Consider the following 17,352-nt stretch of genomic DNA (forward strand, 5'->3'; position numbering starts at 1 on the left):
CCGCGGATTTGGCCCCGCCATGGCGGCCACCACGTCCCGCCGCGACACCGCCACCGCACGGCGCCGCCGGCGACGCCCTCAGGCCTCGTGGTCCTCGGGGAAGGGTGTGTCCTCGATCAGTTCCTCGGCCTCCGGGTCCCACTCGGGCTCGCGGCGGACCGGTTGCACGGCCGTCGACGGGAAGTCCTTGAGCGGGCCGCTGGGCTCGGCGTCCCACTTCGCGAAGGTCAACGGTGTCTGCAGGTACAGCGCCAGCAGCTCGCCGACCGCCACCAGCGAGTCGAGGTGGGTGCGCTCGTGCCCGTGGGTCGCGTCGACACCGAATCCCAGCAGCGCCGCGCGGGTCTCCGCGCCCGCCTCGAGTGCGGAGGCGACGTCCGAGCGGTAGTAGCGGAACACGTCGCGGTGGGCCTCGATGCCGTGCTCGCGGGCCAGCCCGTGCAGCTTGCGCGACAGGTGGTAGTCGAACGGGCCGTGCAGGTCCTGCATGGCGACCGTCACGCCGGTCTCGGTCGAGTGCTGGCCCGGCGCCACGACCGCCGCGTCGACGGACACCAGTTCGGCCACGTCATGGTAGAGACCCGAGGACGCCCCGTGACCGACCTCCTCCGCGACGGTGATCAGCAGGTGCGCGCCGACCTGCAGTTCCTCGCCGCGGTCGAGGACCGCCTTGAACGCCGCCAGCGTCGCGGCCACGCCCGCCTTGTCGTCGAGGTGGCGTGAGGTGACGAACCCGGACCGGGTGATGACCGGGAACGCGACCTGCGCCACGAAGTCGCCGACCTGGATGCCGAGGTCCGCGAGGTCCTGCGCCGTGGCCACGCGCTCGTCGACCCGCACCTCGACGTGCTGCCAGCCGATCGGGTGCGTGTCGATGTCGTCGCCGAAGGCGTGCCCGGACGCCTTGGTCGGCAGGATGGTGCCGTAGTAGGTGTTCTCCGGGTCGTCGGTGAAGATCTGCACGCGCGTGCCCTCGGAGAACCGCGCACTGTGGGTGCCGACGGGCACGATCGCGAGCCGGCCGTTGGGCTTGAGCTCCTGGACCATGCAGCCGATCGTGTCCGTGTGGACCACGACGGCGCGGTCGAGGGTGCCTTCCTCGCCGTCGAGGCTGCCCACCATGACACCACGGCGGGTGACCTCGAAGGGCAGGCCGATCTCCTCCAGGCGCTCGCCGACGTGCTGCATGATCACGTCGGTCCGCCCGGACGGGCTGGGGATGCGCAACAGCTCGAGCAGGACCTCCTGCATCCAGTCCACGTCGAGGTCGAGCTTCTTCTCGTCGGTCGTCATGATCTCTCCGAGGTCGCCTCCGGGCCCGAGAGCACGCTCCGGAGCCGTTCGCCGCCGGCCGGCCGTGCCCGGTGGCCGGCCGCGCCGCGCTGGTCGGCCGCGCCACGCTACCCGGCCGGCGCCACCTCGGGATCCCGCGCCCCCATGGCCAGGACCAGGTCCGGCAGCACCTCGCCGAGCGGGGCGTCGATCTTCAACGTCGCCTGGCGGTCCCCGCGCGTCACCCCTCGGGTGACGACGGCGACCGGCAGCCCCCGACGTGCCGCCGCGGTCACGAACCGGAACCCCGAGCCGACCATCAGCGACGATCCCAGCACCAGCAGCGCCGCCGAACGGTCGAGCAACCCCAACGCCGCCCGGAAGCGCTCGGCCGGGACGTGCTCGCCGAAGAACACCACGCCCGGCTTGAGGGTGCCCTCGCAGCGGCGGCAGTCGACCACCCGGAACCGGGACACGACGTCGTCGGGTATGACGACGTCGCCGTCGGGCCGGTGCGTGGCGACGCCTTCGTCCAGCAGCCGCCGGAAGCCCGGATTCACCGCGTCCAGCCGCAGACCGAGCTCCAGGCGTGGCCGGCGCACCCCGCAGTCGAGACACACGACCGTGTCCAGTCGCCCGTGCAGGTCGATCACGTCTCGCGTGCCCGCCGCGGTGTGCAGCCCGTCGACGTTCTGCGTGACGACGCCGGACAGCCGGCCGGCCCGCTGCAACTGGGCGACCGCCCGGTGGGTCGGGTTCGGGCGGGCGAGTGCGATGCGCTGCCAGCCGAGGTGGCTGCGCGCCCAGTAGCGCCGGCGCTCGTCGAGGCTGCCGCAGAAGCGCTGGAAGGTCATCGGCGATGCATGGCGCATGCGGCCGGTGGCGTCGCGGTAGTCGGGGATGCCCGAGTCGGTGGAGACACCCGCGCCCGTGAGGACCAGGACCGGACCCCGCGCGAACAGCTCGCTCAGCGCCCTGGTCTGCTGCCGCACCGCCGGTGTCATGGCGGCGAGGGTACGGCCCGACCGCAAGTGGCACGTCAGCGGCCCCAGAGCGACCTGGGGGCAGATCCGGGTGGTCGTGGGGCGCAGCGCGGGCGATGGTGTCAACCGGCGCGGCGCCGTCCGGGCGCCGGCAGAAGGCACACGGATGTCCGGCAACACCTCCCCCGCCCCCCACGACGCGAGCCCCACCACCCGGGTCGGCGAGATCGTCGCCCTGGTCGTCGCGGCACTCCTGCAACTCGTGGTCGGCTTCTTCACCTGGAGCAGCGGCCTGGTGGCGCCGCTCTGGGCGATCGCACTCCTCGGCCTGCTGTGGGTCGCCGCCGTGGTCGTCCTCGTGAGACTCGCCCGTCGGCGGCCCCTGGCCACCCCCGCCGTCCCGGTCGTCAACGGCCTGCTGTGGTGGGGGCTGCTGACCGCGGGCGAGCGGTTGCTCGGCTGGACCGCCTGAGCGCGGCCCCCGACCGCTGAGAGCCGATGCGGCCCGAGCCGACCTTCGCGGCACGCGACACGTTCGGCGTTGACCCGTGTCCGCGACCGGCGTACCGGTGGACCCGGGCGCGGCGTCGGGCCGCGCCGAGGAGGCGACGATGCTCGGCAGGGAGATCGGACACGAGATCGGACAGCAGACCGGCGTGCGGGTGCTGCCCGACCCGCAGCACGGCATCGTGATGGAGGTCAGCGTGCACGCCGAGGGGAGCCTGCTCGGCACCCATTACGACGACCACACCACCTACCGCAGCTGGGAGGAGGCCGACGGGACCATCCGCGGCAGTGGACACGGGATCGTGGCCGGTGAGGACGGCGAACAGGCGACCTGGGAGGGCATGGGGGCCGGGACGCGCCAAGGCGACGGTTCCGTGCAGTTCCGCGGCGCGCTGTTCTACCGCAGCCGCACGCCGCGGTTCTCGGAGATCAACGGCCGGTGCTGTGTCTTCGAGTACGACGTGGACCCGGGCGGCAAGTCCGAGGGCCGGTTCTGGCTGTGGGAGTGAGACCCCCGGAGCAACCGGCAGCCGCGCCAGGGCCCGGATGCCGGTTGCCGTCGGCCTGGCACACGGCGACGGCCCGCCCCCGGGAGGGGCGGGCCGTCACGACGTGCGTCAGGTCGCGGGTCAGGGTGCGACCGGCTGCAGGCGCACCTCGGTCAGGGAACCGGCCGTCACCGTGACGACCTGGTTGCGCGGCCCCTCGATGCCGGGTCCGTCGACCCGGACCTGGTAACGGCCGGGCGGCAGGTCCACCGCGCCGAACCAGCCGGAGCCGTCGGTCAGCGCCGTGCGGGGCTCGCCGCCTGGGCCGAGCCGGCGGACGGTCACCTCGACCTGGTCGGCCGCGTCGCCGGAGAGGGTCACCTCGCCGGCGAGGTGGCCGGTGGTCGGCGCGGACTTCCACGGCATGTCCGGGACGGCGGCCGGCTCCGCGAACACCGGAATGTCACCCTCCGGGTCGTCGGTGGTGAGCGCGGCGATCAGGGCGTCGCGCTCCGCGACCTTCGTCGCGGTGGCACTGCTGGCCGTCGCCGTCTGGGACGCGTTGGCGTACGAGTAGCCGCTCCAGCCGGCCACGGTGTTGCCCGCTGGGCTCGGCACGAACGTCCGGCGCACCTGCGCGATCGAGTCCTCGACGTCGTTGAGGTACAGCGCCGGGCCGTTGACGGCGTGGCGGTCGTACTGGAAGTCGGCGAGCGCGTCGGTCCACTCGTCGAACATGCGCGCCTGGTCGTCGAGCCAGTTGCGCTTGTAGTTCATCGCCACGTTGAGGTCGACGATCCCCTCCTCCATCCAGGCACGCCAGTCCTGCAGCACGTTGGTGTAGGGGCGGGTGCCCTCCCAGCCGCCGTAGGTCGGCGGCCCGAACGCGTAGGTGGTGGCGTTCACGCTCACCGCGACGTCCGGGTCGGAGGCATGGGCGCCGAGGTAGAGCTTGCGGACCAGGTTCGTGACCTGCGCGCGACGCCAGTCGGACCACTCCGGGTCGTCCACGGCCGGCACGTCGGTGCGGCCGGTGGCGTCCTGGAAGCGCGCCAGGGCGACCTCGGTGTAGCCCCAGTCGTTCTGGAACTCGCCGGCGTTGAAGTCGGGGTAGCGGATGTAGTCGAAGTTGACGCCGTCCACGTCGTAGTTGTCGATGATGCTGCGCACACCCGCGACGACGTAGTCCACCGCAGCAGGGTTGCCCGGGTCGATGTAGGCGTTGTTGCCGACGAGTTCCGTCCCGTCGACGCGCCGGTTGAGCCAGCGGTGCGCACCCTCGGCGCTGGGACCGTTGGTGTTGAAGGCGTGGTCGGCGGAGCGCGGCGGCGTCGCCAGGTTCCACAGGGTCGTCGCGTTGATCCAGGCGTGCACCTCGATGCCGGCGGCGTGGGCCTGCTCGATCACCTCGGCGAGCGGGTCGTAGGGGGCCGGGGCGATGGCGGCATCGGTGCGCGGGTAGAGCGCCTCGTTGCAGAAGCAGTCGAAACGCCGGCCGACCTGGACGAACAGCGCGTTGGCGTTGGCCGCCCGCGCGTCGTCGACCAGCGTGGCGACCTGCTGTGCGTCGTAGATGCCGGGGTTGAAGGCGTCCACCCAGAACCCCCGGAGCTGTTCCTGTTGGGCGGCGGCGCCCTGCGCCGCCGGCTCGGTGGCCACGGCGGCCGCCGGCGGCAGCGCCAGCGTCATCGCCAGCGCCGCGAGCAGTGTCCTTCGCACGTCGTGTCTCCCTCTCCCGCCGCCACGCCTGCCGCGGCGGCGCTCGCTGACCAGCACCTCGATTGGTCTGGACCAGTGGTTGCGAGACCCTAGGCGTGGCTCTGCGCGTATGTCTAGTCCTTTTCAACCTCGCCTCTGGGCCGCCTCGCCACAGACCGCCGTAGCTGGCCCCCACGACCCGAGGAACGAAGGTGACCCACGGCGACTGCTTGCCGGGATTGGTCTAGACCTTCTAGGGTGTGCGTCGGCACCGGTCCGAGGGAGCAGGGAAACACGATGACGGAGACGGCATCGCCGGCGGCGTCGTCGAGGACGAAGTACCGCTCGGCGCACGCGGAGCTGCTCGAGCTGCTCGAGGACCTGGCGGTCGGCGACGCCCTGCCGGCCGAGCGCACCCTCGCCGCCCGCCTCGGCGTGTCCCGCATGACCCTGCGCCGGGCCGTGGACGAGCTCGTGCGCGACGGCCGACTCGTACGCCGCCAGGGCGCCGGGACCTTCGTGGCCGCGCCCAAGATCTCGGCCTCGTTGCACGTCAGCTCGTTCTCCGAGGACATGCGCCGGCGCGGCCACGTCCCGCGCAGCCGAACCGTCGAACTGGACGAGATCTTCGCCGGGCCGCAGCTGGGGCGCCGGCTCGACGTCTCCCCCAGCGCCCGCGTCCTGCGGGTGGTGCGCCTGCGGCTGGCCGACGACGCGCCCATGGCGATAGAGACGCTGCACGTCCCGTTGGAACTCGTGCCGGGACTGACCGGCGGCGACCTGGCGGACGCGTCCTTCTACGAACTGCTCTCCACGCGGTACGGCATCGTGCTGGCCCGCGGCCTGCAGGAGATCGAGCCCACGGTCACCGACGAACGCGAGTCGGGCCTGCTCGAGGTGCCGCTGCACTCCCCCGCCTTCCTGTTCGAGCGCACGTCGTGGGACCAGGCCGGCCGCACCGTCGAGTTCGTGCGCAGCGTCTACCGCGGCGACCGGTACCGGCTGACCGCCGAACTGCTGCCCGACACGCCGGCGACCGGCAGCCTCGGCAGCACCGGATCGCGGGCATGAGCGCCGTCCTGGTCGCCGACGTGGGCCGCACCACCTGCCGGGTGGCGCGGTTCGCCGGCGCACACCGCGAGGCCGAGGCCCGCGCCCACAGCGGCGCCAGCCTGGCCGACGCCGACGGCGCGGCGCGGATCGCCGCCGCGGTGCGCCGTGCCGTGACCGCGTTGCCGGCCGGCGAGGCCGCGACCGCCGTCGTCGTCGGCACCACGGGGCTGGCGCAGGCACCTGCGGCCGGGCGCGCACTGGCGGATGCGCTGCTCGTGGACCATCCGGACGCCGAGGTGGTCCTCGCCACCGACGTCCTGACGGCCCATCTCGGCGCGTTGGCAGGTGACCCGGGCGTGTGCCTCGTCGCCGGGACGGGCGCCGTCGCGCTGGCCGTGCCGGCCCACGGCAGGTCGCGCATCGTCGACGGGCACGGCTACCTGCTCGGCGACGACGGCAGCGGCTTCGCGGTCGGGCGCGCGGGACTGCGCGCCGCTCTACGCCACCACGAGGGCCGTTCCGGGGGGTCGGCGGCACTCGCCCGTGCCGCCCGCGTCCACGTCGGTGACCTCGGCCGCCTCGCGGGTGCGGTGCAGTCGGACCCGGACGCCGTCCGCCGTGTGGCCGGCTTCGCGGTGGCCGTCGCCGACGCCGCCCGCGCCGGGGACACCACCGCGCGCGCCATCTGGGCGGACGCGGTCGCGGCACTGGCCGACACCGCCGCGGCCGCCTGCCGCCACGTCGCCGTGGACCCGGTCCCCGTCGGGCTGGCCGGCAGCCTGTTCGACCTCGACGACCTCGTGACCGCCCCGCTCGCGGCCGCGATCACGACGGCGTGCCCCGGGGCACGTCCCGAGCGTGCCCGGGGGGACGCGCTCGACGGTGCCCGGCTGTTGGCCGGGCACCACCCGGGCATCGACACCGACCGTCTGCAGGCCGACGGCCTGCTCCTCCGCTTCGCACGGGGGGAGACACCCGCACGCCATCGGCGGCGGGCCGAGAGGGAACACACGAGCTGAGGAGGCTTGGATGAGGACCCGTAGCTGGCTGGCCGGCACGGCCGCCGTGGCGCTGCTCGCCACGGCGTGCGGTGGCGGCGGCGACGACACCGCGAGCGCGGACGGCGGCGCGGAGGGCGGCGCCGAGAACGCGTCGGGCGACGCCGGCCCCCAGACGCTCAGCGTCTGGATCATGGAGCCGGGCAACGACGAGGTCGAGCGCATCGTTCGCGACTCGGCCGAGCAGTTCGAGGCCGAGAACGAGGGCGTGACCGTCGAACTCGAATTCGTCCCGTGGGCCAGTGCCCACGACCAGTTCGTCACCGCCGTGGGCGGCGGGCAGGTCCCCGACGTCGCGGAGATGGGCACGACCTGGACCGCCGAGTTCGCCCAGCTCGGACTCGCCCCGGTCGAGGCCGACGCCGACGCCGACTACGTCGCCAGCCTGGTCGAGGCCGGCACGGTCGAGGGCACCAGCTACGGCTACCCGTGGTACGCCGGCGCCCGCGCCCTCATCTACCGCGCCGACGTGTTCGAGGAGCACGGCCTGGAGGTCCCGGAGACCTGGGACGAGCTGCTGGACGTCGCGGAGACGATCGAGGCGGAGACCGACCTCGCCCCGATCCACGTCGCCGGCAACTACAACCACATGCTGCTGCCGATGGTGTGGCAGGCCGGCGGTGAGATCGCCACGCAGGAGGGCGAGGCGTGGAACGCCACGCTCGACAGCCAGGAGGGCCGCGAGGCCTTCGGCTTCTACGCCGACCTGTGGGAGCGCGGCTGGACGCCCGAGGGCGCCGTCAGCTGGAACTCCGCCGACGTGCGTACCGCCTTCGCCAACGAGGAGTCGGCCATGATGGTCGGCGGCGGCTGGGACCTGGGTGCCCTGCTGGCCGACAACCCGGAGCTCGAGGGCCGCGTCGGCACGGCGCTGCTGCCCGAGGGCCCCGGCGGCTCGCGTGACACGTTCGCCGGTGGCAGCCACCTCGTCGTCTTCGAGGAGGCCGAGAACCCCGACCTCGCGGTGCAGTTCGTCGAGTTCATGCTGCAGGACGAGCAGGTCTCCGCGTTCGCCGAGGCGGTCGGGTTCCTGCCGGGCACGGAGTCGGGTGTCGCGGCCTCCAGCGCCGCCACCGATCCGCTCTACGAGCCCTTCACCACCCAGCTGGTCGAGCACTCCCGCAGCTACCCGGCCAGCCCGAACTGGGGCACGGTCGAGGGCGACGCGGTGTTCGTCAACGCCATGCAGCAGGTGATGACCGGTGACCTCACGGTCGACGAAGCCGTCGAGCAGGCCAACCAGCAGCTCGACGACACGCTCAACCGCTGATGTCCCTCCCGCCGGACACCGTCGGACGGCGTCGCGCCGAGCAGGCCGCGACGCCGTCCGGCGCGGGCGGTGACGGGGCGGCCCGCGGCCGGGGTCCCCGTCGCCGCCGCCGGCGCGGTGCCAGCTGGCGGCAGCGCTTCGACCGGACCCTGCTGCCGCCGCTGCTGCTCGCCCCGGCCCTGCTGATCATCTTCGGCCTGGTCGGTTATCCGGTCCTGCGCACCTTCTGGCTCTCGTTCCACGACGCCGGGCTGGCCGCCATGGTCAGTGGGGACATGGAGTTCGTCGGGATCGACAACTACGTCACGATCCTGACCGACGCCCACTACCGGCGCGTGTTCCTGGTCACGGCCGTGTTCGGCCTGGCCTGCGTCGTCGGCACCATGGTCCTGGGCATCGGCGTCGCCCTCCTGCTCAACCAGCCCTTCAAGGGCCGCTTCGTGCTGGGCGTGCTCGTCCTGCTGCCGTGGGCGATGCCGCGGGTCGCGGCCGCCACGATCTGGCGGTGGATGTTCCACGACCAGTACGGCGTCGTGAACTGGCTGTTCACCACGTTCGGGTTCTCGAACTTCGAGGGCTTCGCGTGGTTCGTGTCACCACTGCGCGCCTTCACCGCCATCGGCGTGGTCGTGGTCTGGCAGTCGTTCCCGTTCGTGGCGCTGTCGGTCCTGGCCGCGTTGCAGTCGATCCCCCAGGACGTCGTCGAGGCCGCCCGCCTCGACGGTGCGACCGCGACCCAGCGGCTGCGGCACATCACCCTGCCGATGATCAAACCCGTCCTGGTCGTGATGGTGATCATCTCCACGATCTGGAACTTCAAGGTCTTCGACCAGGTCTTCGTCATGACCGAGGGCGGACCGGCCCGCTCCACCGAGGTGCTGTCGATCGCCACCTGGCGCGAGGCGTTCACCCGCCTGGACTTCGGCCTGGCGTCGGCGCTCGCGATCGCGATGTTCCTGATCCTGACCGTCGTCACGATCGTCTACGTGCGGGTCATCCGTGACGACGAGGAGCTGACCTGATGGCTGCCGTCCCCGCCGCTGGCACCCGGCCGCGCACCAGCCTGCGCCGCTCGCGCGCCAAGCGCCGTGCCGGCCGCGTCGCCACCTACCTCGTCGCCGCCGTCGTCGGTCTCTTCAGCGTGTTCCCGCTGTTCTGGATGGTGCTGACCTCCATCAAGCCGCGCGCGGAGATCGTCACCCGCGACCCGGTGTTCTGGCCCAGTGAGTTCCAGTGGGAGCGCTACGGCGACGTGCTCGCCCGCGGCTTCACGACCTACCTCGGCAACTCGCTGTTCATCGCCACGACCGTCACCGTCATCGGCGTCCTGGTCGCGGCGCTGGCCGGCTACTCGCTGGCACGCTTCGACCTGCCGCTGAAGCGCTACCTGCTGCTGGTCGTGCTCGCGACGCAGATGTTCCCCGTGGTCGTGCTGCTGATCCCGTTCTTCGCCGTCATGCGGCAGTTGGATCTGCTGAACAGCTACACCGGGCTCATCATCACCTACATGAGCTTCTCCATCCCGTTGGCGATCTGGATCCTGCGCGGCTTCTTCCGGGGCATCCCCGACGAACTCGAGGACGCCGCGCTGGTCGACGGCTGCAGCCGCTTCGGTGCCATGTGGCGGATCGTGCTGCCGCTGGCCGGCCCCGGCATCGCCGCCTGCTCCATCTACGTGTTCATCGCGGCCTGGAACGAGTTCCTGTTCGCGCTGACGTTCACCAGCTCCGACGACATGCGCACGCTGCCGGTGGCGCTGCAGGCCTTCATCGGCCGCGACGCCACCGACCACGGCGCGATCATGGCCGCCAGCACGTTGTTCACGCTGCCGGTGGTGAGCTTCTTCCTGTTCGTCCACAAGCGGCTGACCGAGGGCATGGTCAGCGGCGCGGTGAAGGGCTGACACCCAGCGGCGGCCCTCGGCCACGCATCCCACCGACCTCGCCAGCACGGAAAGGCAGTCCCATCGCCATCGGCGTCTCGTACTTCGGCAACCGCATCCTGCGCCACGTCCAGGCCGACATGGAGGACCTCGTCGCCCGCGGTTTCACCGGCGTCCTGCACACGTTCAGCGAGAACGACTACAACTGGTACCGGCGCCAGATGGCGCGGATCGTGCAGGTCTCGCACGACCTCGGCCTCGAGGTCCAGGTCGGGCCCTGGGGGCTCGCGCACGCGTTCGGTGGTGAGGCCGAGTCGCTGTTCATGACGCAGAACCCCCACCTCGGCCAGCAGTTCGCCGACGGCCGTCGCGTCGGCGCCGGCTGCCCGAGCCAGCCCGCGTTTCGCGCGTTCGTGAAGCAGTGGGCCGAGGCCGCGATCGAGATCGGTGCCGACCGGGTCTTCTGGGACGAGCCGCACTGGGCCCATCCGGTCCGTTTCCACCCGGAGCCCAACTCCGCCGGCGCCTGGACCTGCGTGTGCGAGGCGTGCACCGCCGGGTTCCGCGAGCGCTTCGGTCACGACCTGCCGCGCGAGCTCACCGAGGAGGTCCGCGCCTTCCGCGAGGACGTGCTGACCGACTTCGTGCGCGAACTGGTCGCTCACGTCGACGGCCTCGGTGGCCGCTCGACCGTGTGCCTGCTGCCGTCCGTCGACGGGCTGCACGCCGTCGACAGCTGGGAGCCGGTCGCCACGGCGCCCGGGCTGGACACGCTGGCGACCGACCCGTACTGGAGCTTCTTCGGCCTGGACGTGCGCGAGTTCGTGGGTGGCCAGGCGCGCCGCACCGTGGAGCTGGCGCGCGCCAACGACCTGACCCCGCAGATCTGGATCCAAGGTTTCAAGCTCGGCCCCGAGGACGAGGCCGACATCCACGCCGCCGTGCAGGCCGCCCGCGACGCGGGGGTCGCGGACCTGTGGACCTGGGGCTACGAGGCGTGCGGCCACATGAGTCACCTGGACACGCGCGAGCCCGAGAAGGTCTGGGAGATCCTGACCGAGGCGCTCACCGGGGGCCGCCCGTGACCGAGCGACTCGTGCTCGACCACCTCGCGACCGAGGGGCGTCTGCCCGCCGCGCGCGACCTCGACCGGCTGCCCACCCGCGAGCAGGTGGCGCTGTTCGCCGCCGAGGATGCCCGGGCGGCCGCCGCCGTGGCCGCGGCCGGTGACCAGATCGCGGACGCGATCGACCTGGTCGTCGCCGGCATGCGACGCGGCGGCCGGCTGGTCTACGTCGGAGCGGGGACCCCGGGCCGGCTCGCCGTGACCGACGCCGCGGAGTGCCGCCCCACGTTCGGGCTCACCGACGGGCACGTCGTCGCGGTCATGGCCGGCGGTGACGACGCCATGTCGAAGGCGGCCGAGCGCGGCGAGGACGATGCCGACGCCGGCCGGGCCGACCTGGTCGCCCAGGACCTGCGCCCCGAGGACGTGGTCGTCGGCATCACCGCCTCCGGGCGGACCCCCTACGTGGCCTCGGCCCTCGCGTACGCGCGCGAGGTCGGCGCGCCGACGGTCGCCGTCGTGAACAACCCCGGCTCCCCCATCGGCGACGCGGCCGACGTCGCCATCGTCGCCGACACCGGACCCGAGATCCTGGCCGGCTCCACCCGCCTCAAGGCCGGCACGGCCCAGAAGCTGGTCCTCAACACCATCTCCACCCTGACCATGGTGCAGCTCGGGCGCACCTACGGCGACCTGATGGTCGATGTACAGGCCAACAACGCCAAGCTCGTCGCGCGGGCCCGCAGCATCGTCGTCGCCGCGACCGGGGTCGACCACGACACCGCCGAGGCCGCGCTGACGGCGGCCGGTGGGCGCGCCAAGGTGGCCATCGTGGCGCTGTTGGCCGGGGTCGACGTCGTGGAGGCCGAACGCCGGCTCGCGGCCGCCGACGGCCACGTGCGGGCCGCCGCCGAGCGGCCCGACCACTGATGCGCGTCGTCGGCCTGCTCTCGGGCACGTCCGTCGACGCCGTCGACGCGGCCGTCGTGGACGCCGAACTGGCCGACGGTGGCGAGGTACTGCACCTGCGCCGTGTCGGCGAGACGACCGTCCCCTTCGACGAGGACCTTCGCCGCCGGGTCCTGGACGCCCTGCCGACCGGCGCGAGCGCGCCCCGGGGCGAGGCCGACACCCGTGCGTTGTGCCTGCTCGACGCCGACCTCGGGCGGGCGTTCGCCGCCGCGGCACGCCGCACCGTCGAGCGCGTCGCCGGCGGCCACGCCGACCTGCTGGTCAGCCATGGACAGACCGTGCACCACGAGGTCGCCGACGGCCGGGTGCTGGCCACCCTGCAGTTGGGGCAGCCGGCCGAGCTGGCCGAGGCCACCGGCCTACCAGTGGTCGCCGACCTGCGCACCCGCGACGTCGCCGCCGGCGGGCAGGGAGCCCCGTTGGTCAGCATGCTCGACCACCTCGTGCTCGCCGGAGCGGACGCCCCCGTCGCCGCGCTGAACCTCGGCGGCATCGCCAACCTCACCGTGGTCCGGCCCGACGGGCCGACGATCGCCTTCGATGCCGGTCCGGCCAACGCGCTGCTGGACGCCGCGATGCGCGCGGCGACCGAGGGTGGCGGGGATCACGACGAGGGTGGCCGGCTGACGGCGGCCGGCCGCGTCGACGCCCGCCTGCTCGGGGTGCTGCTCGACGACCCGTTCCTCGCGGCCCCGCCGCCGAAGTCCACCGGCAAGGAGCGCTACCACGCCGGCTACCTCGACGCCGCCCTGGCCCGTGCCCCCGTACCACGACTCGAAGACCGGCTGGCCACCCTCGCCGACGCCGTCGCCGCCGCGGTGGCCGACCACGCGGCCCGCTACGGGGTGCGGCGCGTGGTCGCCAGCGGCGGTGGCGTCCACAACGCCGGGCTCGTCGCCGCGCTGCGTCGCCGGCTCGGCGACGTCGGGGCCACCTGGGCGACCACCGACGACGTCGGCCTGCCCGTGGACGCCAAGGAGGCCATCGCGTTCGCACTGCTGGGCTGGCTGACCTGGCACGGGCTGCCCGGCACGGTGGCGTCGTGCACGGGTGCGGCCGGTCCCCGCGTGCTCGGTTCGATCACCCCGGGGGCGCAGCCGCTGCGCCTGCCCGAGCCGCTGCCCGTCCTGCCCTCCCGCGTCGTGGTGAGCCCGCCGGCCGGGACGTCCGGGGCGGGGTCCGATGGGCCACGCACCGACCGCGACCGCCTGCCGCGGGCCGGCACCATCCCGGAGAGGGCCCCATGAGACTCGGAGTCGACGCCGTCGTGGACGCCGGTGTCCTGCGCCCCGGCGACGTGGAGATCGCCGATGGCCGGATCGCCGCCGTCGACCTGCCACCCGCCGGCAGCGGCCTGCTGGGCGCCCGCGGGTTCGTCGACCTGCAGGTCAACGGCTTCGCGGGGGTCGACGTGCTGGCAGCCGACGCCGACGGCCTGCGCGAGGCCGGCCGCGCGATGGCGGCCACCGGCGTGCAGGCCTGGCAGCCGACGCTGATCACGTCGGCCGAGCCGGACACGCTGCGGGCCCTGCGGGCCCTGGCCACCGTCGGCGAGGACCCCGGCGGGGCCCGAATCCTCGGCGTCCACCTCGAAGGTCCGTTCCTGGCCCCGGAGCGGCTCGGGACCCATCCCGCCGAGCACCGCCGCGAGCCCGACCGAGCCCTGCTGCTCCGGCTGCTGGCAGCTGGCCCGGTGACCTACGTCACGCTCGCGCCGGAGCGTCCCGGCGCGATGGCGCTCGTGGACCTGCTCGTCGCCCGCGGCATCGTCGTGTCGCTCGGGCACAGCGCGGCCGACGCGGCGCAGGCGCACGCCGCCTTCGATCGTGGCGCCCGCACCGTCACGCACCTGTTCAACGCGATGACCGCCTTCACGCCGCGCGCACCCGGCATCGCCGGGGCCGCCCTCTCGCGCGACGACGTGGTGGTCCAGCTCATCGTCGACGGCCATCACCTCGCGCCCGAGACGGTGCGGTTGGCATTCGCCGCCGCCCGCGGCCGGGTGGCGCTGGTGACCGACGCCGTCGCCGCGGCCGCGCTCGGTGACGGCGACTACCGGCTGGGTGACGTCGAGGTGCACGTCGCGGAGGGCGCCGTACGTCGCGGTGACGGCACGCTGGCCGGCAGCGCGCTGACGATGCCGGCAGCCGTCCGGAACGCCGTGGCCCTCGGGATCCCGCTGGTCGAGGCGGTCGCTGCCGCCACCGTCACCCCGGCCGGCCTGGTCGGTCATGCCGAGCTCGCCACCGTGCGACCCGGCGCCCCCGCCGACCTCGTCGCGCTCGACGAGACGGGTGGGCTGCGACGGGTCCTGCAGGCCGGTCAGGAGTACGAGGAGGTCCACGGATGAGCCGCCTGTCCACGGAGATCGCCGAGCAGCCCGCCGCCGTGGGCCGCCTCGTCGACCGCGTCACACCGATGCTGCCGGAGTTGCACCGTGCCCTGTGGCCGGCCGACGTCCACCACGTCGTGCTCGTCGCCCGCGGCTCCTCCGACAACGCCGCCCGTTACGCGCAGTACCTGTTCGGCCTGCACCACCGCCTCCCGGTCGCGTTGGCGGCTCCGTCGCTGGGGTCGGTCTACGGCGTGGAGCCGGACTTCCGCGGGGCGATGGTGATCGCGGTGTCACAGTCGGGCCAGTCCCCCGACGTGGTCGGCGTCCTGGACGCGGCCCAGCGTCAGGGCCGTCCGACGCTCGCGGTCACCAACGACCCCGACTCGCCGCTGGCCGCCGCTGCCGGGCAGGTCCTCGACCTCGGCGTCGGCCCCGAGCGGTCGGTCGCCGCCACCAAGACCTACACCGCCTCGCTCGCCGCCTTGGCACTGGTCAGCGTCGCGCGGTTCGGCGACGACCGGCGCGCCGCGCTGCTGGCGGACCTGGCGGCGCTGCCCGAGGTGCTGTCCGCGACCGTCGACCTCGACGTGACCGCCGCGGCGGCCGGGCTGCGCGACACCGAGCACCTGCTGGTGGCCGGGCGCGGGCTCAACTACGGCACCACCTTCGAGGTCGCGCTGAAGGTCCGCGAGCTCAGCGGCATGGTCGCCGAGGCCTATTCGCCGCCAGACCTGCTCCACGGTCCCATCGCGGCCGTCGCGCCCGGCGCCGCGGCCCTGCTGGTGGCCCCGACGGAGCCCAGCCTGGCCGGCCACCGCGAACTGGTCGCGCCGCTGCGCGCCCGCGGCGCGGTCGTGGCCGCGCTGAGCGCCGACCCCGAACTGTTGGAGTCGGTCGACCTGCCGATCGCGCTGCCGCGCGAGCCGGCGGACTGGCTCACCCCGGTCAGCACCGTCGTGCCGGCGCAACGGCTGGCCGCCGCGCTGGCCGCCGACCGGGGACGCGACCTGGACGCGCCGCCGGGGCTGCACAAGGTGACCCGCACGAGCTGAGGTGGGAGGAGGGGCCCGGATCCACGTCGGTACCTTGGCGTTCCGACGAGCGACGAGGGCCCCGCCTCCGTGAGCGAGCACGAGACCAGCACCGACACCTGCTACCTGCACCCGGATCGCGAGGCCCTGCTGCGTTGCTCGCGCTGCGAGCGACCGATCTGCGCCGACGACATGATCGAGGCCCCGGTCGGGTACCAGTGCCGGCAGTGTGCCCAGGGCGGGCAGCCGGTCCGCCGGCTCGGTGACCTGTTCGTCCGCCCGCTCGTGAGCCAGACGCTGGTCGGGATCATCGCCGTCGTCTACGTGGTCAGCATGGCGGTGCCGCTCACCCGGCAGTTCGGCCTGGTGCCGGTGCTCGTCGGCACCGAGCCGTGGCGGCTGATCACCAGCGCGTTCCTGCACGTCGGGCTGATCCACGTCGGCTTCAACGGCCTGCTGTTGTGGCGGCTCGGCGAGATGCTGGAGCCCGTCCTCGGCCACCTGCGCTTCGGCGCGCTGTACCTCGCCGGGCTGGCCGGCGGTGCGCTGGGCGTGGTGGGCCTCGCCTGGCTGACGGCCTTCACCCCGCTGGCGAGCATCCCGCTGCTGGGCGTCGTGTTCGCGACCGGACCGGCGAGCGTGACCGTGGGCGCGTCCGGTGCCGTGTTCGGGCTGATGGGCGCCGCCATGGCCGGGATGCGGGCGCGCGGTGTCGACCCGTGGCGCACCGACGTGGGCAGCCTGGTGCTGCTCAACCTCGTCATCACGTTCTTGATCCCCGGCATCTCCGTGGGCGGCCACCTGGGCGGTCTGCTGGCGGGCTTCGTCGCCGGCAAGGTCCTGTTCGTCGACGCCGGCCGCGCACGTCGAGCGGCCACCGTCACCTTCGCCGCGGCCGCCGCGGTCCTGCTCACCACCACGCTGCTGTTCTGAGCGACCGTTCCGCCCGTCCGAGCGTCAGACGAGCCGGACGGTGTCGCGCACGAGGTCGACCAGCCCGACCGCGAAGACCAGCACGAGCGCACCGCGGGCCACCAACGCGGTGGTCCGACCGACCGCGGGACGTCGCAGGGTCGGCACCGACCGGTGGGCGAGATGGCCGATGAGCACCGGCAGCAGCAGAACGAGGCCCGGCCCGGCGAGGACCAGCGGCACCAGCCCGAGCAGTGCCCACCGCGAGCCGGTGAGGAACCACGAGTCCTCGCGCAGCCAGCGGTCACCCAGCCGTACGACCGCGTAGGCGTACATCGCGGGAAGTGCGACGAAGAGCGCGATGGAGAGCCACGCGGGCTGCAGCAGCGTGAAGTCGACGCCACCGGTGTGCACGAGCAGCGCGCCGACGACGACCGCTGGCCCGACCACCATGGAGCTCGTCCGAAACCACCGCGGCCCGAACCGCAAGCCACGCACCACCAGGAAGATCACCCCGCCCAGGACGCCGATCGCCACGCCGAAGGTGACGAGGTCGAGGGTCTCGGCCAGCCCGAACTGCCCCATCCGGAAGCCGTCGTCGCTGATCCGCCCGGTCGCCTGCGGATTGAGCCGGGCCAGCAGCAGCATGGCCAGACGCGAGCCCACCCCGTTGACCAGAAAGCCGACGACCAGCCCGGCCGTGGCGGCCGCGGCCAGCCGCCGCAGATCGCGTTCCACCCAGCCCGTCGCCGCCGCCTGCCGCACGGCCACCTCGTCGGCAACCCCCATGCCCTGCTCCCCCACTGCTCGTCGCGACCGGGCAGC

The 17,352-nt window shown here is 73.5% G+C and carries 17 protein-coding genes; 13 read left to right on the forward strand and 4 right to left on the reverse strand.

The window, feature by feature from the left end; all coding sequences use genetic code 11:
* Positions 1–78: 78 nt before the first annotated feature.
* Positions 79–1,293 carry an osmoprotectant NAGGN system M42 family peptidase gene (locus ACERM0_RS04695; protein WP_373677355.1) on the reverse strand — a complete coding sequence of 405 codons (1,215 nt, stop codon included), beginning with the start codon at positions 1,291–1,293 and terminating at the stop codon, positions 79–81.
* A gap of 107 nt (positions 1,294–1,400) precedes the next feature.
* Positions 1,401–2,276, reverse strand: coding sequence for an NAD-dependent protein deacetylase (locus tag ACERM0_RS04700; protein ID WP_373677356.1), 876 nt, complete (start codon positions 2,274–2,276; stop codon positions 1,401–1,403).
* Positions 2,277–2,421: 145 nt separating this feature from the next.
* On the opposite strand from ACERM0_RS04700, the gene ACERM0_RS04705 reads away from it, so the two are divergent.
* Both ACERM0_RS04705 and ACERM0_RS04710 read left to right on the forward strand, forming a co-directional pair.
* The gene (locus tag ACERM0_RS04705) at positions 2,422–2,727 is read left to right on the forward strand and encodes a hypothetical protein (RefSeq protein WP_373677357.1); all 306 of its coding nucleotides are present in this window, start codon (positions 2,422–2,424) and stop codon (positions 2,725–2,727) included.
* A gap of 139 nt (positions 2,728–2,866) precedes the next feature.
* The gene (locus tag ACERM0_RS04710) at positions 2,867–3,271 is read left to right on the forward strand and encodes a hypothetical protein (RefSeq protein WP_373677358.1); all 405 of its coding nucleotides are present in this window, start codon (positions 2,867–2,869) and stop codon (positions 3,269–3,271) included.
* A gap of 120 nt (positions 3,272–3,391) precedes the next feature.
* On the opposite strand, the gene ACERM0_RS04715 is transcribed toward ACERM0_RS04710, so the two are convergent.
* Positions 3,392–4,969 carry a glycoside hydrolase family 10 protein gene (locus ACERM0_RS04715; protein WP_373677359.1) on the reverse strand — a complete coding sequence of 526 codons (1,578 nt, stop codon included), beginning with the start codon at positions 4,967–4,969 and terminating at the stop codon, positions 3,392–3,394.
* A 276-nt stretch (positions 4,970–5,245) separates the two neighbouring features.
* On the opposite strand from ACERM0_RS04715, the gene ACERM0_RS04720 reads away from it, so the two are divergent.
* The 11 genes from ACERM0_RS04720 to ACERM0_RS04770 all read left to right on the forward strand — a co-directional run bounded on the left by ACERM0_RS04720 (position 5,246) and on the right by ACERM0_RS04770 (position 16,548).
* Entirely contained in the window at positions 5,246–6,019 is a 774-nt protein-coding gene (locus ACERM0_RS04720; RefSeq protein ID WP_373677360.1) for a GntR family transcriptional regulator, read from the forward strand.
* Positions 6,016–7,020, forward strand: a complete 1,005-nt coding sequence (locus ACERM0_RS04725) for a BadF/BadG/BcrA/BcrD ATPase family protein (RefSeq protein WP_373677361.1) — start codon at positions 6,016–6,018, stop codon at positions 7,018–7,020. The genes ACERM0_RS04720 and ACERM0_RS04725 overlap by 4 nt, the downstream gene beginning before the upstream one ends.
* Before the next feature lie 10 nt (positions 7,021–7,030).
* Positions 7,031–8,329, forward strand: a complete 1,299-nt coding sequence (locus tag ACERM0_RS04730) for a sugar ABC transporter substrate-binding protein (RefSeq protein WP_373677362.1) — start codon at positions 7,031–7,033, stop codon at positions 8,327–8,329.
* Complete coding sequence (locus tag ACERM0_RS04735) at positions 8,329–9,351, forward strand: carbohydrate ABC transporter permease (protein WP_373677363.1); 1,023 nt, start codon at positions 8,329–8,331, stop codon at positions 9,349–9,351. The genes ACERM0_RS04730 and ACERM0_RS04735 overlap by 1 nt, the downstream gene beginning before the upstream one ends.
* Entirely contained in the window at positions 9,351–10,232 is an 882-nt protein-coding gene (locus ACERM0_RS04740; RefSeq protein WP_373677364.1) for a carbohydrate ABC transporter permease, read from the forward strand. Before ACERM0_RS04735 ends, ACERM0_RS04740 begins: the two co-directional genes overlap by 1 nt.
* 119 nt (positions 10,233–10,351) lie before the next feature.
* The gene (locus ACERM0_RS04745) at positions 10,352–11,296 is read left to right on the forward strand and encodes a hypothetical protein (RefSeq protein WP_373677365.1); all 945 of its coding nucleotides are present in this window, start codon (positions 10,352–10,354) and stop codon (positions 11,294–11,296) included.
* The gene (murQ, locus tag ACERM0_RS04750) at positions 11,293–12,207 is read left to right on the forward strand and encodes an N-acetylmuramic acid 6-phosphate etherase (RefSeq protein WP_373677366.1); all 915 of its coding nucleotides are present in this window, start codon (positions 11,293–11,295) and stop codon (positions 12,205–12,207) included. Before ACERM0_RS04745 ends, murQ begins: the two co-directional genes overlap by 4 nt.
* Positions 12,207–13,496 (forward strand): anhydro-N-acetylmuramic acid kinase, encoded by a 1,290-nt coding sequence (locus ACERM0_RS04755; RefSeq protein ID WP_373677367.1) that lies wholly within the window; start codon positions 12,207–12,209, stop codon positions 13,494–13,496. The genes murQ and ACERM0_RS04755 overlap by 1 nt, the downstream gene beginning before the upstream one ends.
* Positions 13,493–14,599: an N-acetylglucosamine-6-phosphate deacetylase gene (gene nagA / locus ACERM0_RS04760; RefSeq protein WP_373677368.1), complete on the forward strand. Its 1,107-nt coding sequence runs from the start codon at positions 13,493–13,495 to the stop codon at positions 14,597–14,599. The genes ACERM0_RS04755 and nagA overlap by 4 nt, the downstream gene beginning before the upstream one ends.
* Entirely contained in the window at positions 14,596–15,636 is a 1,041-nt protein-coding gene (locus ACERM0_RS04765) for an SIS domain-containing protein (protein WP_373677369.1), read from the forward strand. The genes nagA and ACERM0_RS04765 overlap by 4 nt, the downstream gene beginning before the upstream one ends.
* A 69-nt stretch (positions 15,637–15,705) precedes the next feature.
* Entirely contained in the window at positions 15,706–16,548 is an 843-nt protein-coding gene (locus ACERM0_RS04770; RefSeq protein WP_373677370.1) for a rhomboid family intramembrane serine protease, read from the forward strand.
* A gap of 24 nt (positions 16,549–16,572) precedes the next feature.
* Here ACERM0_RS04770 and ACERM0_RS04775 read toward each other — a convergent pair whose 3' ends face one another.
* A complete protein-coding gene (locus ACERM0_RS04775; RefSeq protein ID WP_373677371.1) occupies positions 16,573–17,316 on the reverse strand; it encodes a hypothetical protein in 744 nt (247 codons plus the stop codon).
* Between the last annotated feature and the right edge of the window lie 36 nt (positions 17,317–17,352).

Origin of the sequence: Egicoccus sp. AB-alg2 (assembly GCF_041821065.1) — a bacterium.
Lineage (GTDB): Bacteria > Actinomycetota > Nitriliruptoria > Nitriliruptorales > Nitriliruptoraceae > Egicoccus.